Genomic DNA, 17,891 nt, shown 5'->3' with positions numbered 1-17,891 from the left:
AAATAGCGCGATAATGTAGCTATATGTAGACGCTATCAATGCTAGAGTTGGTCAATAGCTACGTTAGGTGGACGAGATGATGGAAATGGAACGGCTCGGTGTGCACCTGCGCGATTGGCGCATCATCCTGGGGCTTTCCCAGGAGCTGGTCGCCGAACGGGCCAACATCTCCCGTTCCACCTTGATCAAGCTGGAGCAGGGGACGGGCGGCAAATTGGAAAACTTCTTGACGGTCGCCAAGGTGCTTGGCGTCAGTGACCGGATCGATGCGGCGGTCGACCCGCTGAATACGGATCTGGGTCGAGCGCGGGCCTACATGCTCAGCCGCCAACGGGCTCCCAGGAGGAACTGATGGCTTCTCGTTCCCGCAGGGAAATTCGAACCATCGACGTCCTTGTCAACGACACCAAGGCCGGCACCATGGAGGTGGAATCCGAACGCCATTCGCCGCTGGAACACATCACGTTCAGCTACGCCGATGCCTGGCTCGGGGAAGGGTCCTCCTTCGAAATCTCTCCGGAATTGCCGTTGCTCCGAGGCGAACAGCGGCCCACCATGGGGCGGGAGATCTTTGGTTCGTTCATGGACGCCGCCCCGGATGCATGGGGGCAGCGGCTGCTGCATGAACAGGCCAGGCTTCGGGCAAGAGCCACGAAAACCCCCATGCCAAGCAACACCGCGGTCTCAAGGCTGCTCCTGGTCAACGACAAGACCAGGCAGGGGGCACTGCGGTTTCGCGAGAACGGAAACTTCCTTTCCACCTGGGGTGAATCGGCGGGGATCCGTGATGTCACGGAATTGGCCGCCGAAGCAAGGACCTACGAGGAAACCGGCGTCATTGACGAGCGAAACAGCTTGCTCATCGGCGCCGGTTCCTCTCCTGGAGGTGCCCAGCCAAAGGCCTGGATTCGCGATGATGACGGAACGATGCTGCTGGCCAAGTTTCCCAAGACATCGGACCGGGGCAACGTCCAACTCTGGGAAATGGTTGCAATGGTGCTGCAGCAACGGGCCGGCATCCGGGTACAGCCATCCCGGCTGATGCGGCTGAATTCCCACAGCCAGATATTCCTCACCGAGCGGTTCGACCGAGTGGGGGAAACCAGGATCCCCTACATGAGTGCCAGGACAGCGCTTCAACTGGATACCTACGAGCATCCCAACTATGTCAGGCTGGCACGGGAAATCGCCCTGATATCCGCGTCGCCGACCGCGGATGCCAACGAAATGTTCAGCAGGGCCGCATTCGGGGCCATGGTCAACAACATCGACGACCACATGCGCAACCATGGCCTGCTGCGGCACGAGAGCGGTTGGCGCCTGTCTCCCTCCTTCGATGTCAACCCCATGAGAAGCGGGACATCCGAAACGCCGTTGGTTCCCGACGGGGATGTGTCTGACCGAAATGTCCTGGAGCTCCTTGACCACCTGGACTCTTTCCGGCTCACACGTGCCGCGGCCGTGGATCGGCTTCGTGCGATCAACGCAGCCGTTTCACACTGGGCACAGGATGCATTGGCGCTCGGCGCCGAATCGGATGAGGTCGAATCGATGAAGCTGGCGTTCGAGGGCGCAAACCGTGGACGGGTCCAGGAGCTTAACGCTGGTGCGGAACCGACCGTGATCGACCTCGCCCCGGGGAAAGGGACCCGGTCCGTGACGGGCCCGACCACGGGCGATCGAATCTGGATTGGCCCGCACTACCGGGGCGAAAAACTCGTGCCCGGCCACTTCCGCGCCAAACCCCAACGGAGCTGAGCCCTTCATCCCGCGGATCGCGATTCGGCCGTCACCGGCCAACCGTCCTCGGTGGGTGCTTCCTCCGCTTCGATGTGGCCTCGGCGCGGTGGGCAAGCGGAGAACCGCCCGGGGCACTTTAGCCGACCTGGATATCAGGCCAGTCGCCGGCCTGCCGAAATGCCCGGCTTCCCCGGCACGACACAAGGCCCGCGGCCACGTTTCGACTGCCGAGGAACCCCGCCCCCCGGCACCCAGGCAGCAGGTGCCCAAGGGTGGGTCGGGTGCCAAAGACACACGGCAGGACGCGACGCCCACCCATCCATTGACCCCGCATCTTGGCGGGCATAGATTCGGCACATGAGCAGGTTCCCGCAGCACGCAACGCCCGCGACTTCAGCGCCCCGAATCGAGCCCGGGGCCGGACGGCGATGATCGGCATCGACGAACTGCGCACGGTCAAGACCTTCGCCCCGCTGCCCCCGGAGGTGCTGGGCCACCTGGCCGGGGCCGTGGAAGACATCCACCTGCTGGACGGGGAATACTTCCTGCACGAGGGCGACGAACGCGCCCTGATCGTGGTCATAGAGGGCCTGGTGGAGATCACCAAGGTGGTCGCCGGCATCGAACGGGTCATCGGCACCCGCAAACCCGGCCAGTTCTTCGGCGAGGTCCCGCTGACCCTGAGCACCAACTTCCCGGCCAGCGGGCGTGCAGCCGGGGCCGCGAGGATCATCAAGCTCGACGTGGCCGGCTACTACACGCTGGCCGCCATGGCGCCCTCGGTCCCGGAGAAGGTCGGTTCGCTGGCCCGGCGCTACCTCGACTCGCTGCAGGAGCTCGCGGCCGAAAAACCCGATGCGGTGGCCCGCGTGATTGGTCCGCGGCGCCACGGAAAGGTGCGCGAACTCTCCACCTTCCTGACCCGCAACCACGTAGCCTTCGAAACCACCACCCTCGAGGCTCCGCAGGACGGGGCCGCGTACCCGGTACTCGAGCTGCGCGACGGCACCCGGTACGCGGACCCGCCGATGCGCCTTGCGGCCCAGGCCGTGGGGTTGGAGGTGGTGCCGGCCGCCACCGACTACGACGTGGTGATCCTCGGCGGGGGACCGGCAGGGCTGACCGCCGCCGTCAACGCCGCGGCCGAGGGCCTGCGCACCGTGGTCATCGAGCAGCTGGCTCCCGGCGGGCAGGCCGGGACCTCCACCCGCATCGAGAACTACACCGGCTTCCCCTACGGGATCTCCGGGGACGACCTGGCCTCCCGCGCGCTGACTCAGGCCACCCGCCTCGGCGCGGAAATCGTCGTCACCCGCACCGCCTGCGGCATCGACGCCGAGTCCCGCCGGGTCGCGCTCGACGGGGGAGACACGTTGCGCGCGCGCGCGCTCATCGTGGCCACCGGCGTGGCCTGGCGGACTCTGGACATCGCCGGGGCCGAGCGCTTCCTGGGCAACGGCCTGTACTACGGGGCCGCGCACAGCGACGCGCCGCTGGCCCAGGGCCAGGACATCTTCATCGTCGGGGCGGGGAACTCGGCCGGGCAGGCGGCGATCTTCTTCGCCCGGCATGCCCGCACCGTCACCATGCTGCTGCGCGGGCCCTCGCTGGCCGCCCGGATGTCCAGCTACCTCATCGAGCAGATCGAGGCCACCGCCGCCATCCACGTGCAGCCGAATTGCCGGATCACCGCGCTGGAGGGGGACACGTCCCTGCACGCCATCGAAATCCTGGACACCTCGAGCGGCACAAGCGAGCTGCGCCCCAGCCCGGCGGTGTTCGTGATGATCGGCGCCGATGCCGTCACCGGGTGGATGCCCGCGCACATCGCGCGCGACGGCCACGGGTTCATCCTCACCGGGCCGGATGCGGCCGACGCCGCCGCCTGGGACCAGTCGCGCCGCCCGTTCGCGCTGGAAACCAGCGTGCCGGGGATCTTCGCGATCGGGGACGTGCGCTCCGGATCGGTCAAGCGCGTGGCCGCCGGGGTCGGGGAGGGCGGCATGTCCATTGCCTTCACCCACCAATACCTCGCCCTGGCCGACTGACATCCGGCCCCTTGTCCGTCCCGGGGCCCGGGCATAGGCTCGGCCCCATGGACTACCGCTTCCTCGGGGCCTCGGGGCTCAAGATCACCGAAATCACCTTGGGCAACTGGCTGACCCACGGCGCCCAGGTCGACAACGACGTGGCCACCGCCTGCGTGCAGGCGGCGCTGGATGCGGGCATCACCACCTTCGACACCGCCGACGTCTACGCCAACGGGGTCGCCGAGCAGGTGCTGGGAGCGGCGCTGAAAAACCGGCGCCGAGAGTCCCTGGAGGTCTTCACCAAGGTCTACTGGCCCGTGGGGCCCAAGGGGCCCAACGACACCGGGCTCTCGCGCAAGCACATCATGGAGGGCATCAACGGTTCGCTGCGGCGCCTGCACATGGACTACGTCGACCTCTACCAGGCCCACCGCTACGACCACGACACGCCCCTGGAGGAAACCATCTCGGCCTTTGCCGATGTCGTGCGCTCCGGCAAGGCCCTGTACATCGGGGTCTCGGAGTGGAACGCCGAGCAGCTGCGCGCGGGCCAGTCGCTGGCCCGGGAGGCGGGCTTCTCCCTGGTGTCGAACCAGCCGCAGTACTCGGCCCTCTGGCGCGTGATCGAGGCACAGGTGGTCCCGGCCGCGACTGAACTGGGAATCTCGCAGGTCGTCTGGTCGCCCATGGCCCAGGGTGTGCTGTCCGGAAAATACCTGCCGGGCCAGCCGCCGCCGGCCGCAAGCCGTGCCACGGACGCGTTGGGCGGAATGAACACCATCGCCAGGTTCCTGGATGCCGGGGTGCTCGAGCGCGTGCAGAAGCTCCGTCCCGTCGCCGCCGATTTGGGCCTGGCGATGTCGCAGCTGGCCATCGCCTGGGTGCTGCAGAATCCCAACGTGGCTTCGGCCATCGTCGGAGCCTCGCGCCCGGAACAGGTCACCGAAAACGCGCAGGCCGCGGGTGTGGTCATCCCGCCGGAAATGATGGCAGACATCGACGCGGCGCTGGGCGATTCGATCGAGCGGGACCCGGCCAAGACCACCAGCCCGGAGCAGCGCCCGGCCTGAGCCGGGTCCGAACAGGCTTGCACTCCGCCGGCTACCGGGCCTCGGCCACCCATATGATCTTCCGGCCGAGCCCGTGCCGCGGCACGTCAAGGCGGATCAGGCACTTCGGGCGGCCTGATCCGCGAGCGTGGCGTTGGGCGACTTGCCGGTAGCGGCCCAGGCCTGCCACTTGCGGGCCGCCTTCGGCGTCTTCATCGTCAGCACACCGCAGGCGGTTTCAGCCCTGCAACAGGACCCGGATCTGGGCCCGGAGGTCCTGTGCGAGCTCATCGACGGTCTTGGTCGCGTTGACGCTGGCTGCCATGGCCAGGAACATGATCGCGGAGATGATCCGAGCGAGCGCGGGTGCATTTTCGGATTGAATGCGTTTGTCCCGCCGCAATACCTCGGCAACGGCTTCCTCGGTCTGGGCCGAGAGCTCCAGTGCGTCGCGGTGGTGCGGTTCCTCGTGGTCGCCGAAAACCATTTCCCGCAGGTAGGTCCGACCGTTGTCGATCTGGGTTCGATTGCATTCCACCACCGGGCGGACGATCGCCATGGCCGCCTCAAGGGTATCGGTGATTGATTCGGCGGCGCTCCTGCCCCTGGCCAGCGCATCCGCGTACCCGGAGTTTTGCACGAGCAGGAGCAGTTCGCCCTTTGACTTGGCGTAGAGGAAGAGGGTGCCGGTGCCAATGTCCGCCTTGTCGGCGATTTGCTGCGTGGTGACCTCATCCACCCCATGTTCGGCAAAGAGCTCTCGAGCGGCAGCCACGATCCGGTCGAGCTTGGCCTGCTTGTTTCGCTCGCGTCGGCCGATCGGCTGGGAGACGACTGGCATCAGGGTCCTTTCGGGAATAAAATGTGACTACACTCAGTTATGAGTGGAGTCGGTATGGCGTGGGCATGTGTCCATTCATTCTCCCACGAGGGCCCAAGGCGTTCAGCTTGGCCGCTTGCTGTACCGATGTCCACGATCCACCCAAGTAAAGGACTTCTGCACCATGGCCATGACCTCTCTCTGGCAACCGTTCGCCCTCGGCCGCGTAGAGCTTCCGCACCGACTCGCGCTGGCCCCCATGACCCGCAATCGAGCCAATCCCGACGGCACTCCCGGCGATCTTGCCCCGGCGTACTACGGGCAGCGTGCTTCCCTCGGCCTCATCATTACCGAAGGTGTGCAGCCTTCGTCCGACGGGCAGGGGTATTTGAACACCCCGGGTATCTACACTCCCGAGCACATTGCTGGCTGGGCCAAGGTCGCCGAAGCCGTGCGCGCCGGCGGCGGTTCGCTGTTCATCCAGCTGATGCATGCCGGCCGCTCGGCGCACCCGGACAACACACCCCACCACCGCGTGCCCGTGGCACCCTCGGCGATCTCCGCAGACCAGGACATCGTGACGCCGACCGGGCCGCAGAAGATGCCGGTTCCGCGTGAGCTCAGCCCCGATGACATCGGCACCGTGATCGCCGAGTTCCGCCACGCCGCGGCCTCCGCGATTGCCGCAGGGGCCGATGGGGTGGAAATCCACGGGGCCAATGGATACCTGCTGCACCAGTTCCTCTCCCCGAACTCCAACCACCGCACCGATTCATACGGCGGCTCGGTGGAGAACCGGTCCAGGTTCGTCATCGAGGTCACGCGGGCGATTGTTGAGGAAATCGGGGCCGACCGCGTCGGCATTCGTCTCTCCCCGGCCATGCCGCTGGGTGGAATCAACGAGGGTGAGACCGAAAGCGTGCGGGCACAGTATCGCCACCTGGTCGGGGAACTGGCGAACCTGAACCTTGCCTACCTGCACCTGCACCACGTTGGCGACGACGAGCTGCTGCGCTCGCTCCGGGAGATTTGGCCCACCGCGCTGCTGGTTGTCCGTTACGGTCGCACCCGCGAGCAGATTGCCGACGACATCGACGCAGGCCTTGCCGATATTGCCCCGTTGGGCCGATTCGCCCTGGCCAATCCGGACATTGTCGAACGCCTGCGCACCGATGCTCCGCTCAACGAGCTGGACCCGGCAACCCTCTACGGCGGCGGCGAAGCCGGATACGTCGATTACCCCACCTTGGCGCACGCCTAGTCTCGCCCCACCTCCAACCAAAAGAAAGCCCAAGAACATGTCTCCACTTCACGGCGCAGTCGTCCTTGTTACCGGTGCAAACGGTGGCATCGGAACCCATTTTGTCCACGAAGCCCTCGCCCGTGGCGCGAGCAAGGTCTATGCCACCGCCCGCAATCCCCGTGCCTGGGATGACGAGCGGATCGTTCCACTGGCCCTGGACGTCACCGACCATGCATCCATCCAGGGAGCAGTTGACGCTGCCGGGGACGTGACGGTGTTGATCAACAACGCCGGAGCCTCGGTGGCCAGCGCCGGAATCCTTTCCCACACCGACGAAGAAATCCGGGCCAACGTGGAAACCAACTTCCTCGGACCCTTGTTTGTTGCCAGGGCGTTTGCCCCTGCTCTGTCGGCAAACGACAACTCGGTGCTGATCGACATGCACTCCGCACTGAGTTGGTATGCCGTCGCAGGAATCTACAGCGCCACCAAGGCGGCCCTGTGGTCGGCAACGAACTCGCTACGCCTGGAGCTGGCCCCCGCCGGCGTGCACGTCGTCGGGGTGCACGTTGCCTATGTCGACACGCCCATGGCCGCGAACTCGACCGATCCGAAGACCGCCCCGGCGGACCTGGTGAACATCGTCTTTGATGCCGTTGCTGCCGGCAAGCACGAGGTTCTTGCCGATGAAACATCGGAACAGCTGAAGGCCGGGCTTAGCGCCCCACTCGAAGCGCTGTATCCGCAGTTGGCCCGCACGACGACGTAAATGGGTGCACCGCCGGTGATGAAGAACGCCGGCGGAGCGCTCGGGTTGCAGAGCCCCACGCTTTCGACGGATGACCAATGACAAGTAGCCAGCCCCAAACTCTTGGGGCTGGCTACTTTTCATGCCGTTGAGTGGGAACCTCTGGGCAGGAGGGAAACGTGGTTGGGTCCTCGGCCCCCGGGGGTAGGGTTTTTGTTGAGAGGCGGCCGGTCGAGGAATTCAATGGCTGAGGAAGTGAATTGCTCGTGGAACGGGGAGATGCTTCTGTGGCCCGCTCCCGGGTAGATGACCAGCTCGGAGCCGCTGATCCGTTGGTGCGGATCTTCGGAGAAACGGGTCAGCGCCATGCGGCCATCGTCACCGTTGGCGATCTGGGCGGGCTGGATAGTCATGGCCAGATCCATGGATGCCGCACGGCCCCAGTTTTTGATGGCCTTCAGTGAGCCTGAAACGCCTTGAATGAGATGGGTGCATCGCGGTCCGCAGTGCGTTCCTGAAGACGTTTCACAAATTCCTTCGCTGCCCGCTTGCCGTCGGCGTCCCGAGTGGAGAACAAGAACTCCTTGGGTCCGAGCTGCTCAACGCCGCACGGGCCGTGTCGAGGTAGGTGGTTGGCTTAAACCTGTCCGTGCTCTTGCCGCCCTTGGGGCCGGTTCCCATGAGAATAAGCTTGCGGACCAACTCGGGGTGCATGACCGCCAGGCTCTGGGCGACCATCCCTCCGAGGGATAGCGTAAAGGCATCTACGGTGTCGAAACCCAGGGCCTTGATGAACGAGTACGCATCTTGTGTCATTTCTTTGACATCGCCGGCAACCTGACCCGTGGATGCGCCCCCCGTGATTATCAAAGGTGATGACGTGGTGATCCCGGGCAATGGGGTCAACAACGCGCGGGTCCCAGCTATCCAACGTTGCTGCCAAATGGACAAGGAAGATGACCGGGACTGCACCCTTGGGGCCCAACTCGCGGTAGGCATAGCCAACGCCGTCTGCGGAGATGCTCCGTCCCGGAGCATCCCTATAGGATGCAGCTGTGCCACTGGGTACATGACTATTTGTGTTCATGAGACGTTCCTGGGTGCACGGGCTTCGAGCGGTTTCGACCGGGCTCGGCAGATGTTCGCGCTTAGGGCAAGCTGATCACGGCCTTGCCGCGGATACCGCCCTGAGCAAGACCCTCCAGTGCCTGAACGGTCTGGTCGAAGGGGAAGACCCGTCCAACCACCGGGCGTACTGCGCCCGCATCAATGAGGGAAGCGAGCTGACTTAGCTGCTCGCCGCTGGCCTTCATAAACAAGAACTCGTAACTCACCCCAAGGCCCTTGGCCTGGCGCCTAATTCCGGCACTGAGTCCGGTGATCGCCAGGCGCAGTACCGGGTTCAGGCCCGCCTCGCGGGCAAAGGCCGGGTCCGGCGGCCCGGAGATACCGATAGCCTTCCCGCCTGGCTTGAGGATACGGAGGGACTTCTTGAGGTTTTCTCCGCCGAGGCTATCGAGCACCAAGTCATAACCGGAGAGCAGCTGTTCAAAGTTCTCGCTCCGGTAATCAATGACGGTGTCGGCGCCAAGCTCGCGAACGAAATCTGCGTTGGATGCGCTGGCCGTGGTGGCTACGCTCGCTCCAAGATGCTTGGCAAGCTGAATGGCAAACGAGCCCACCCCGCCGGCACCTGCATGAATGAGTACTTTTTGTCCGGGCTGGACACTGCCCCGCTCAACCAGGGCCTGCCATGCGGTCAAGGCCACCAGCGGCACTGAGCCTGCTTCCTCGAAGCTGATCGATGCCGGTTTCAGTGCCAAATCCGCTTCGGGCACCGCGATTCGTTGGGCAAAAGCCCCAATGCTGTCCTTGCGTGGGCGCCCAAACACCTCGTCGCCAGGCTTGAACGCCTGCACCTTCGCACCAACTTGTTGTACGACACCTGCAACGTCGTGTCCAAGGGTTAGTGGAAGTTGATAGGGAAGTATTTGCTTGAACTCGCCGGCCCTGATTTTCTCATCAAGTTGGTTCAGTCCCGCGGCTCGCACCTGGATGAGGACATCATGCTCGCCGACCACGGGCTCGGGGATTTCCACTGCCTTCAGCGGACCCTTGTACCGGCTAATAGCGAAAGCCTTCATGATATGGCTCCTTCACGTTCGATGATTAGTGCCTGCCAGCGATAACCGGAACTGCAGAATTGGCGTTAAGGGGATCAGTGGCAAAGTACCCGTGCATGCCCAACTCCGAACTTCCACAACAAGACATGCCCGAGTATGCTCATAATTGAGTATACTCATGTTTTGATTCAAGTGGGACTCACTGACGGCTTTGGACAGAACGCTGTGCTTCCTCGACGCAGCCGAGGCGCCAGTGGCGGACACGTAGTTGCTACGGCCGAGCGTGTTTCATCACTGGAGCGCACAGCTCCACAGCACGTACGCTGCGTCACAAGTCGCGCAGTGACTTGGCGGCGGCGTTCTTCCCGGGTGCGGCCCGTGGAAGCATGGACCGGAGTGGGTCAAGTGCGTTCGGTTGATGCGGGGGATGGGTCGCGGTCCGATTGTCGCTTCCTGATATCGACGATCATGAGAACGAATAGCGAGGTGCTCAAGCCTGCCAGCGACAGTGCAGCGATCCCAACAGCGGCGCTTAGGCTGTTGCTGGTCGCGAGTGCGCCAACGCCGATGGCGGTGCCTGCCTGGAAGGCGTAGGCGATCAAATAGAGCAGCGACAGTGTTGCACCGCGGTGGCCTTCGGGAGCGGCTTGGTTGATGAGACCGAGACCTCCGGTAAAAGCGAAGGAGTAGGCGATCCCGCCGACGATGCACCAGCCTAGGAAGAGCGAGATCGACCCGAACATGCTGGCGGCGGCCATGAGCCCGAGGCTCAGGACAGTGAGGGATGCTCCCACCCAGACCGAGGCGTGAGCCGGGACGCGCGACAAGAAAAGTGCGGTGATTCCGATGGCCGCTGCCGAGCATCCCAGCAGGAGGCCAACGATCGCGGTGTTCGCAGTTTGGGTGAACTCGGTGATCATGTGCGCGCCGAGGGAGAGGAAAATGGCACCCACGCAATAGGCCAGGGCCACCGACAAGGTGGCGATCGAAAAACGGAGCCGAATGCCCGGGGGCACGCTGGGTGCCTGGGGTCGCCACCTTCGGTTCCGGGCCGGCCTGTCGTCGGAAGTGCACAACAGCGCCGTGATGGATGCGAAGGACAACACGAGCAGCACTGCGTAGCTCGAGAACAAGGGCATCGGTAAGTACTGCGCGAACGCGCCACTGACCACGAGGGCCAGGGTGAGGCCGGTCGCGGTGGCCACGGTCGCCATGGAGCTGGCGAAACGAGGGCTGCTCGTGGGGTTGTTCTCCATGAGCGCAGCGGTCCCGGCGCCCATCGCCAATCCCGCGCCGGCTCCTTGCAGCACGCGCCCGGCAAACAGGAATGCCACATTGGGAGCGAAGGCAAAGATCAGGGCAGAAGCGGCGATGAGTGCGACGCCGGCTACCATGACCAATCGCCTTCCGAACTGGTCGGAGAGGTTCCCAAGGATCGGAAGGACGACGAGCAGCGCGAGCGGGTAGGCCGCGAATACCGTGGTGACGATGACCGGTGTCAATCCCCACTGCGCCGCATAGATCGGATAGAGCGTGCTTGGGGCTCCCGAGGACCAAAGCACCAAAGCGAGCACGGATGCCGCCGCCCAGAACGCCCCACGCCTGCCCAGGCGGCGGCCGGGAGGGGAAATGCTCTCAGGCAAGACCGGGTTTGGCCGGGTCATCTGGCGGGATCCGGATGGATGAGCAAGCAGGTGCTCGAGGCAGTGGCCAACACCCTGCCCTCACTGTCCCGGATGTCGGCCTCGGCGAAAGCGGCGCTCTTGCCGCGGCGGGTGACCCAGCCGTGGGCGGTGACGGGGCCTGTTTCTGCGGTGATTGGCCGCAGGAAGGAGACCTTGATTTCCAGGCTCGTGTACCCGACTCCTGCAGGCAGGGTGCTGTGCACGGCGCACCCGCACACCGAGTCAAGAAGCGTGGCAAAGAATCCGCCATGGACCGAGCCAATTGGATTGTAATGCGACTCGTCGGGCTGGGCTGTCATCACGACATCGCCATCCGCGACGGAGACGAATTCCAGCCCGATATGGCTGCTGATCGGTGGCGGTGGGGTCCGGCCGTCGGCCAGCGCCCGCAGCTGCTCCAGCCCCGTCCGGATGAACAGCTTCGTTTTGTCTTCCTCGGGGCTGTGGTAGCGGATGGTGCGCGAACGGTTCGTCAAAGGGTCGGGCGGTGATGTCATTGGCTGTCCTTGGGGTGATCGATAAGGGAGGGGAATCCCGATGCGACGGGGGATAAGTGATCGGCACCAGATTGTCTTGGTCCGTGCGGAAGCATTCGCCGACCGATTTCTCCCACGGGTCGAACTGATAGGTGCCGGCATGTGGATGAAGTCACCGGTGACTCGATGTCCTGCAACGCACGCATCACCTCCCGATTAGAAGGCAAGTCATATGGTGCGAGCGATTGTTTTGATCCTATTGGTGCTAGCTTTGTTATAGCAACCCAGGTCGGGCTGCAACGCGTGACATTAGGCAACATGAAGGGTTGTTGGCAATGCCGGTATTTCAGGTCCATGTCCCTGAGAGTCGATTCACCTCCGCACAGAAGCGTGCGCTGGCAGCGGTGCTGCCGAGGGCGCTAAACGAGGCCCTGGGGATTCCTGCCGAGGATCAGTTCGTCGCAATCACCTCGCACAACCCGGACGAGCTCTACCTGGACGCCGGATACATGGGGATGAATCGCAGCGGCGATGCAGTGATCATCACCGTGCTGTTCACTGCCGAGCGACCCCTGGCGGACAAGAGACTGCTCACGAATGCGATCTGCGAGAATGTCGTCGAAGCGCTGGGTATCCGTGCCGACGACGTATTCATCGCACTGATTCCGGTGCCGAAGGAGAATTTCTCCTTCGGCAGGGGAGAGCTGCAGCTTGCATCGGGCAACTGAGTCGGGTGCCCAACGCGAGCTGGGTAGCGCATGGCCGTGGAATTGCCGTCGGGAGCCAGCGTTAGAATTGGAACATGCCTAGAAAGTCGCAAGCCTTGACGGATGCATTGATGGGCCAATGTGCCATCGCCCGCAGTCTGGGGGTTCTCAGCGACTCGTGGAGCTTTCTGCTGCTTCGCGAGGCACACCTTGGCAAGCGCACCTTCGCGCAATTCCGGGATTCCTTGGGCATCGCAACCGACGTGCTCAGTGCGCGACTGGACGCGCTGGTGGAGCACGGGATCCTCGAGAGGATCCCCTACCAGGAGGCAGGGCAACGCACGCGCGATGGCTATGGGCTGACCGCAGCAGGTAACGAACTGAAGGTCGTTCTGATAGCAATGCAGCAATGGGGCGAGGAACACCTCCCGCGAGAGCGAGGTTTGAGTGTGCTTCCGGTGACGCGGGACGGCCACCAGCGTGTGCGGGCAGGCTTGGTCAGTGCAAGTGGAACGATCGAGCCCCACGAGAACGTGGAGTTCGTTCGCATCAACACCGCCTGACGACACCTATGTGGGGCACCGGCCAATGCGGCAGCGGAAGGCTAGCCCTTGGGCACGTACACCTGCAGGTGGACGCTATTTGGCACGGACCTCCGCTTCTACCCAGGGATCCTCGGCATCGAAGTCACCGGGGAGATGGACGTCGCCCGGTTCCTATCAATCAGGAGCTACCAGCACCACATCGGCATGAACACCTGCAACAGCCTGGGAGCCGAAGCGCGGGCCGCTTCCCTCGGACGCGGCCGGGTCGACATCGACGTTCACACCGTCGATGACCTGGAAGCCCTTCAATCCCGACTCAAGGACCACCGGATCAGCACGCGCCAAGACGGCCGGATGCTGTCCTTCGAGGGCCCCTGGAACTTCTCCATCCACGTCACGGACGCCGAGCCACACACCAACTAGACCCCGTATCTCAGGACGCGATCAACATCCCGAGACCCAACACGACGCCCTGCCCGCGTCCGGGTGCGGACAGATGTTCCTCGGCGGCGCATCGGGAACACCCGCCTGTAGGCCCGAACCCGACAAAGTTCCGCTCTCGGCCGTCCGGCCCGGCGACCAGCGCGCCGTTACCCGGCCGGACGGGCCCGGCCGCGCGTTGGAAAACCTCATCGACCGGTCCAAGACACCGCAGGAGTGAGGCGTGGACTTCGTGGTCCTGGACCATGGCATCGTCACCGCACCGGGGCGGCGTTCTTCCGGATCGCCGGCTCGATCGCCGAGTTCGAAGACTCACCAATGCCCGAGCGGACCAGTGGCGGGCTCTCGGTTCCGGACCCGGTACGGGCACCGGAAGCAAGCCGCATCATCTGGCACCGGCCCGTCTCGGCCCAGGGCCCCGAGGAACGCGGCGTGCATCACTTCCGTCACGCTTCGCGCCGTGCCTTCCCGGCGTCCACCAAGTGCCTGAACCCATCGGTTCGAACGGGCTGTTCATCATTGGCCTCGTCCCGGCTCAAGCCCAAGGCGCGACCCGTCGATTAACGCACACGGCGGGCGGAACAGGTTCCCTGGTGAGGGAATGTTCCGCCCGCCGTGCGGGAGTTGCTGCCGGGGGTACCGGGGTGGAGCTAGATCCACATGGCCGGGTCGATGTACTCGGCCGGGTCCACCGCGGGTGCGTGCTCCTCGGCGGTGCGCGGACGGTTCTTCGCCGGGATCCCGGTGATGATCGAGTCCGCCGGGGCGTCCTTGACCACCACGGCGTTGGCGCCGATGGCCGAGTCCGCGCCGATCACGATCGGGCCCAGCACCTTCGCGCCGGCGCCGATGACCACGCGGTCCCCGATGGTCGGGTGGCGCTTGACCTTCGCCAGCGAGCGCCCGCCCAGGGTCACCCCGTGGTAGATCATCACGTCGTCGCCGATCTCGGCGGTCTCCCCGATCACCACGCCCATGCCGTGGTCGATGAAGAAGCGCCGGCCGATGGTGGCCCCGGGGTGGATCTCGATCCCCGTCAGGAACCGGCCGGCCTGTGAAATCAGCCGGGCCGGAAAGCGCGTCTTCGGGTTCTGCCAGAGCCGGTGCGTCAGCCGGTGGATCCAGATCGCATGCAGGCCGGAGTAGGCCAGGAAGTTTTCGGTCTTGCCGCGTGCCGCGGGATCATGCGCACTTGCCCCGCGCAGGTCTTCGGCTAGTCGGGAAAAGAATCTCACACCTTGGCCTTTGTTCGTGCGGCATTCCGGCTTTTCGCCGGCCCACCGCGGGTGAAACCCGAAACGGTGCCGGTGGCGGCGGTTTCCCGCGAGCCGGCCCCGGCACCGAATGGATCAGCTGTCTTAGCCACGGATGTCATCAAAGAGCAGCGTGGAGATGTAGCGTTCGCCGAAGTCCGGGATCACGGCGACGATGAGCTTGCCGGCGTTTTCCTCGCGCTTGGCGATTTCCAGGGCGCCCCAGACGGCGGCGCCGCCGGAGATGCCGCCCAGGATGCCTTCCTGCGTGCCCAGCGCGCGGGCGATGGCGACCGAGTCGTCGATCGACGCGTCAAGCACCTCGTCGTACAGCTCGGTGTCCAGCACCTCGGGGATGAAGTTCGCGCCCAGGCCCTGGATCTTGTGCGGTCCGGGCTTGCCGCCGTTGAGGATCGCCGAGTCCTTCGGCTCCACCGCGACGACCTGCAGGCCGGGCTTCTGCTCCTTGAGGTAGCGCCCGGCGCCGGTGATGGTGCCGCCGGTGCCGATGCCGGCGACGAAGATGTCGATCTCGCCCGCGGTGTCGTTCCAGATCTCCGGGCCGGTGGTGGTCGCGTGCACATCCGGGTTGGCGGCGTTGGCGAACTGCTGCGCCCAGATCGCGTTCTCGGTGGTGGCGACGATTTCCTTGGCCTTTTCCACCGCGCCGCGCATGCCTTCGGAGCCCGGGGTCAGCACGATCTCGGCGCCGAAGGCGCGCAGCATCACGCGGCGCTCGGTGCTCATGGTCTCGGGCATGGTCAGCACGACCTTGTAGCCGCGGGCCGCGCCCACCATGGCCAGCGCGATGCCGGTGTTGCCACTGGTGCCCTCGACGATGGTGCCGCCCGGGCGCAGGTCCCCGGAGGCCTCGGCGGCGTCAACGATGGCCACGCCGATGCGGTCCTTGACCGAGTTGGCCGGGTTGTAGAATTCCAGCTTCACCGCGATCTTGCCCGGCAGCCCGGCACCCAGTCGGTTCAGGCCCACCAGCGGGGTGCGGCCAACAATTTCGGTGACGTCGTTGTAGATCTTCGACATGGTGTCCTTTGTCCTTGGGGTCAAGCGGTGCGGGATAATGGCGTGCAGCTGGGCTCCGGGGCGTTGCGAGGCGCCGGTGTCCTTGATCCACAAGCCTAGTCAGGACCGCTCGGCGGCGGGCTCATCCAGCCATGTTGCGTAATATTTCCTCGCCTTGGCCAGCTTCGGGTCGATGATGACGCGGCAGTAGCCCTCGGAAGGGAAGCGGTTGTAGTAGTCCTGGTGGATCCCCTCGGCCACGAAGAAGTCGGCCGGCTCCTCGAAGGAGGTCACCAGCGGATCCGGGTAGAGCTGCGCGAACTTGCCCGCGCTTTCGCGGAACAAGGCCTCCTGGGCGGCGTCGAGCGGGAACATTGCCGAGCGGTATTGCGTGCCCACGTCATAGCCCTGCCGGTTCAGCGTGGTGGGGTCGTGGGTCGTGAAAAACATGTCCAGGATGACGTCGTCCGGAACCACCGCGGGGTCGAATGTTACGGCAACGGCCTCGGCGTGTCCGGTATTGCCGCCGCATACCGTGCGGTACTGCGGCGCCGGATCCCATCCGCCGGTGTAGCCGGAGATGACCGAGGACACCCCGCGGGTGCGCTGGTAGACAGCGTCCAGGCACCAGAAGCAGCCCCCGGCCAGCACAAAGGTGCTCAGGAACTGCCCGTCGGGGCCCTGCGTGCGGGGCGCGAAGCGGATGGGGGTGCTGGAGATTGAGAAGTCGTTCACATCTGTGTTCAAGCGCCGATACCTGGATTTCATTCCCGGGCCGTTTCAGCGGCCCCCGGCGGCACGCGGATGCGCATTTTCCGGGCCGCACATGCGTCCATTCGGGGCCGGGGCAGTTACGGTAGAGGCATGCAGAGCAACAAGCAGCAGCCGCACGGCATGCGTATCGTCTCCGGGTCCGATTCGGCCCAGCCAGCATCCGCCGACACCGCAAACATGGCTGCGGACCCCGAGGGGACCGGCGCTGCCGGCAGCGCCACGGCAACGGAACCCAACCCCGGACCGGGCACCGCCGAGGTCCCCGTCGCGCAGCAGGGACAGGACACCGCGGCCCCGGGCCCGGACCCCGAGGCGCCCGATCCGGCACCGGCCGACGACGAAGCGCCACTGTCCACCCCAACGCTCGGACAGGTGCTCGTCGCCGTCGAGGAACTCTGGCCCGCGTCGCTGGCCGAGCCCTGGGACTCGGTGGGACCAGTCGTCGGGCGCCCCGAGCGGCCCGTCAAGCGCATCATGTTCGCCGTGGACCCCACCCTGGAAGTCGTGGCCGATGCGGTGGCCCGCGGCACTGACCTGTTGATCACCCACCACCCGCTGCTGCTCAAGCCCGTCAACTCCGTGGCCGCCAACGGGTTCAAAGGCGAGGCCGTGCACCTGCTCATCGAATCCGGCTGCGCCCTGGTCACCGCCCACACCAACGCCGACTCGGCGATCGGCGGGGTCTCCGACGTGCTGGCGGACATCTTCGGGCTCACCGAAACCCAGCCGCTGGCGCCCTCCAGGGACGGGCTGCCCGAGGAAGGGATAGGCCGGGTCGGCATGCTGCCCGAGCCGATGCAGCTGCACGAGTTCGCCTCCCGCGTCTACTCCGCGATGCCGGCGGTGGCCGGGGGAGTGCGCGTGGCCGGGGAACGCGCCGGGATCGTGCGCAAGGTCGCGGTCTGCGGCGGGGCCGGGGATTCGCTCTTCGACGCGGTCCGCGCCTCCGAGGCGGACGTGTATGTCACCGCCGACCTGCGCCACCATCCGGCCTCCGAGGCCCGCGAGGCCGCGCTGAACGGCAAGCCGTACCTGATCGATGTCTCGCACTTCGCCTCGGAGTGGCTCTGGCTGCCCTCCGCCGCCGACGCGCTGAAGAACGTGCTGCATGATTTGGGGCACGACGTGGAGATCGGGGTCTCGGCCATCAACACCGACCCCTGGGATTTCATCCTGACGCCTTAACCGACTTTCCCGGCCCACCGGCCTCGATGCGGTGCGCGCTCCCCGCCCGGAC

18 protein-coding genes are annotated in these 17,891 nt (G+C 65.1%); 10 read left to right on the top strand and 8 right to left on the bottom strand.

The features are described from left to right. The first annotated feature begins 76 nt into the window (after nucleotides 1–76). From FPY90_RS04250 to FPY90_RS04235, 4 genes are all read left to right on the top strand, one after another. Nucleotides 77–352 (top strand): helix-turn-helix domain-containing protein, encoded by a 276-nt coding sequence (locus tag FPY90_RS04250; RefSeq protein ID WP_071215402.1) that lies wholly within the window; start codon nucleotides 77–79, stop codon nucleotides 350–352. Between the two features lie 68 nt (nucleotides 353–420). Further along, nucleotides 421–1,758, top strand: a complete 1,338-nt coding sequence (locus FPY90_RS04245; protein ID WP_498684014.1) for a type II toxin-antitoxin system HipA family toxin — start codon at nucleotides 421–423, stop codon at nucleotides 1,756–1,758. Between the two features lie 317 nt (nucleotides 1,759–2,075). Further along, complete coding sequence (locus tag FPY90_RS04240; RefSeq protein ID WP_498684012.1) at nucleotides 2,076–3,788, top strand: FAD-dependent oxidoreductase; 1,713 nt, start codon at nucleotides 2,076–2,078, stop codon at nucleotides 3,786–3,788. 47 nt (nucleotides 3,789–3,835) lie between these two features. Next, nucleotides 3,836–4,840 (top strand): aldo/keto reductase family protein, encoded by a 1,005-nt coding sequence (locus FPY90_RS04235; protein ID WP_498684009.1) that lies wholly within the window; start codon nucleotides 3,836–3,838, stop codon nucleotides 4,838–4,840. A 217-nt stretch (nucleotides 4,841–5,057) separates the two neighbouring features. On the opposite strand, the gene FPY90_RS04230 is transcribed toward FPY90_RS04235, so the two are convergent. Further along, the gene (locus FPY90_RS04230) at nucleotides 5,058–5,660 is read right to left on the bottom strand and encodes a TetR/AcrR family transcriptional regulator (protein ID WP_498684007.1); all 603 of its coding nucleotides are present in this window, start codon (nucleotides 5,658–5,660) and stop codon (nucleotides 5,058–5,060) included. 163 nt (nucleotides 5,661–5,823) lie between these two features. Between FPY90_RS04230 and FPY90_RS04225 the strand changes: the two genes are divergently transcribed. Both FPY90_RS04225 and FPY90_RS04220 read left to right on the top strand, forming a co-directional pair. After that, a complete protein-coding gene (locus tag FPY90_RS04225) occupies nucleotides 5,824–6,900 on the top strand; it encodes an alkene reductase (protein ID WP_498684005.1) in 1,077 nt (358 codons plus the stop codon). 37 nt (nucleotides 6,901–6,937) lie between these two features. After that, the gene (locus FPY90_RS04220; protein ID WP_498684004.1) at nucleotides 6,938–7,651 is read left to right on the top strand and encodes an SDR family oxidoreductase; all 714 of its coding nucleotides are present in this window, start codon (nucleotides 6,938–6,940) and stop codon (nucleotides 7,649–7,651) included. A 119-nt stretch (nucleotides 7,652–7,770) separates the two neighbouring features. Here the strand turns inward: FPY90_RS04220 and FPY90_RS04215 are convergent, their stop codons facing one another. The 4 genes from FPY90_RS04215 to FPY90_RS04200 all read right to left on the bottom strand — a co-directional run bounded on the left by FPY90_RS04215 (nucleotide 7,771) and on the right by FPY90_RS04200 (nucleotide 11,935). Beyond that, nucleotides 7,771–8,043, bottom strand: a complete 273-nt coding sequence (locus FPY90_RS04215) for an alpha/beta fold hydrolase (protein ID WP_498684001.1) — start codon at nucleotides 8,041–8,043, stop codon at nucleotides 7,771–7,773. A gap of 735 nt (nucleotides 8,044–8,778) precedes the next feature. Then, nucleotides 8,779–9,774: an NADP-dependent oxidoreductase gene (locus FPY90_RS04210; RefSeq protein WP_498683999.1), complete on the bottom strand. Its 996-nt coding sequence runs from the start codon at nucleotides 9,772–9,774 to the stop codon at nucleotides 8,779–8,781. A gap of 380 nt (nucleotides 9,775–10,154) precedes the next feature. Continuing rightward, nucleotides 10,155–11,396 (bottom strand): MFS transporter, encoded by a 1,242-nt coding sequence (locus FPY90_RS04205; protein ID WP_498683998.1) that lies wholly within the window; start codon nucleotides 11,394–11,396, stop codon nucleotides 10,155–10,157. Between the two features lie 17 nt (nucleotides 11,397–11,413). Then, entirely contained in the window at nucleotides 11,414–11,935 is a 522-nt protein-coding gene (locus FPY90_RS04200; protein ID WP_498683994.1) for a PaaI family thioesterase, read from the bottom strand. Between the two features lie 314 nt (nucleotides 11,936–12,249). Between FPY90_RS04200 and FPY90_RS04195 the strand changes: the two genes are divergently transcribed. The 3 genes from FPY90_RS04195 to FPY90_RS04185 all read left to right on the top strand — a co-directional run bounded on the left by FPY90_RS04195 (nucleotide 12,250) and on the right by FPY90_RS04185 (nucleotide 13,589). Continuing rightward, the gene (locus FPY90_RS04195; protein WP_498683993.1) at nucleotides 12,250–12,642 is read left to right on the top strand and encodes a tautomerase family protein; all 393 of its coding nucleotides are present in this window, start codon (nucleotides 12,250–12,252) and stop codon (nucleotides 12,640–12,642) included. Between the two features lie 74 nt (nucleotides 12,643–12,716). Continuing rightward, nucleotides 12,717–13,184, top strand: a complete 468-nt coding sequence (locus FPY90_RS04190) for a winged helix-turn-helix transcriptional regulator (protein WP_083411239.1) — start codon at nucleotides 12,717–12,719, stop codon at nucleotides 13,182–13,184. Between the two features lie 48 nt (nucleotides 13,185–13,232). Further along, entirely contained in the window at nucleotides 13,233–13,589 is a 357-nt protein-coding gene (locus tag FPY90_RS04185; protein ID WP_071214928.1) for a VOC family protein, read from the top strand. Nucleotides 13,590–14,257: 668 nt separating this feature from the next. Here the strand turns inward: FPY90_RS04185 and epsC are convergent. The 3 genes from epsC to msrA all read right to left on the bottom strand — a co-directional run bounded on the left by epsC (nucleotide 14,258) and on the right by msrA (nucleotide 16,543). Beyond that, on the bottom strand, nucleotides 14,258–14,842 hold the full coding sequence (gene epsC, locus FPY90_RS04180) for a serine O-acetyltransferase EpsC (RefSeq protein WP_071214929.1): 585 nt from the start codon (nucleotides 14,840–14,842) through the stop codon (nucleotides 14,258–14,260). Between the two features lie 123 nt (nucleotides 14,843–14,965). Next, a complete protein-coding gene (gene cysK, locus FPY90_RS04175; RefSeq protein WP_498683988.1) occupies nucleotides 14,966–15,901 on the bottom strand; it encodes a cysteine synthase A in 936 nt (311 codons plus the stop codon). Between the two features lie 99 nt (nucleotides 15,902–16,000). Further along, the gene (gene msrA / locus FPY90_RS04170) at nucleotides 16,001–16,543 is read right to left on the bottom strand and encodes a peptide-methionine (S)-S-oxide reductase MsrA (protein WP_071215178.1); all 543 of its coding nucleotides are present in this window, start codon (nucleotides 16,541–16,543) and stop codon (nucleotides 16,001–16,003) included. A gap of 201 nt (nucleotides 16,544–16,744) precedes the next feature. Here msrA and FPY90_RS04165 point away from each other — a divergent pair, with 201 nt between their 5' ends. Continuing rightward, nucleotides 16,745–17,839 (top strand): Nif3-like dinuclear metal center hexameric protein, encoded by a 1,095-nt coding sequence (locus tag FPY90_RS04165; RefSeq protein WP_498683987.1) that lies wholly within the window; start codon nucleotides 16,745–16,747, stop codon nucleotides 17,837–17,839. Nucleotides 17,840–17,891: the final 52 nt, after the last annotated feature.

Source organism: Arthrobacter sp. C2 (assembly GCA_024207135.1).
Classification (GTDB): Bacteria; Actinomycetota; Actinomycetes; order Actinomycetales; family Micrococcaceae; genus Paeniglutamicibacter.
This window is presented reverse-complemented; position numbering and strand designations above follow the sequence as displayed.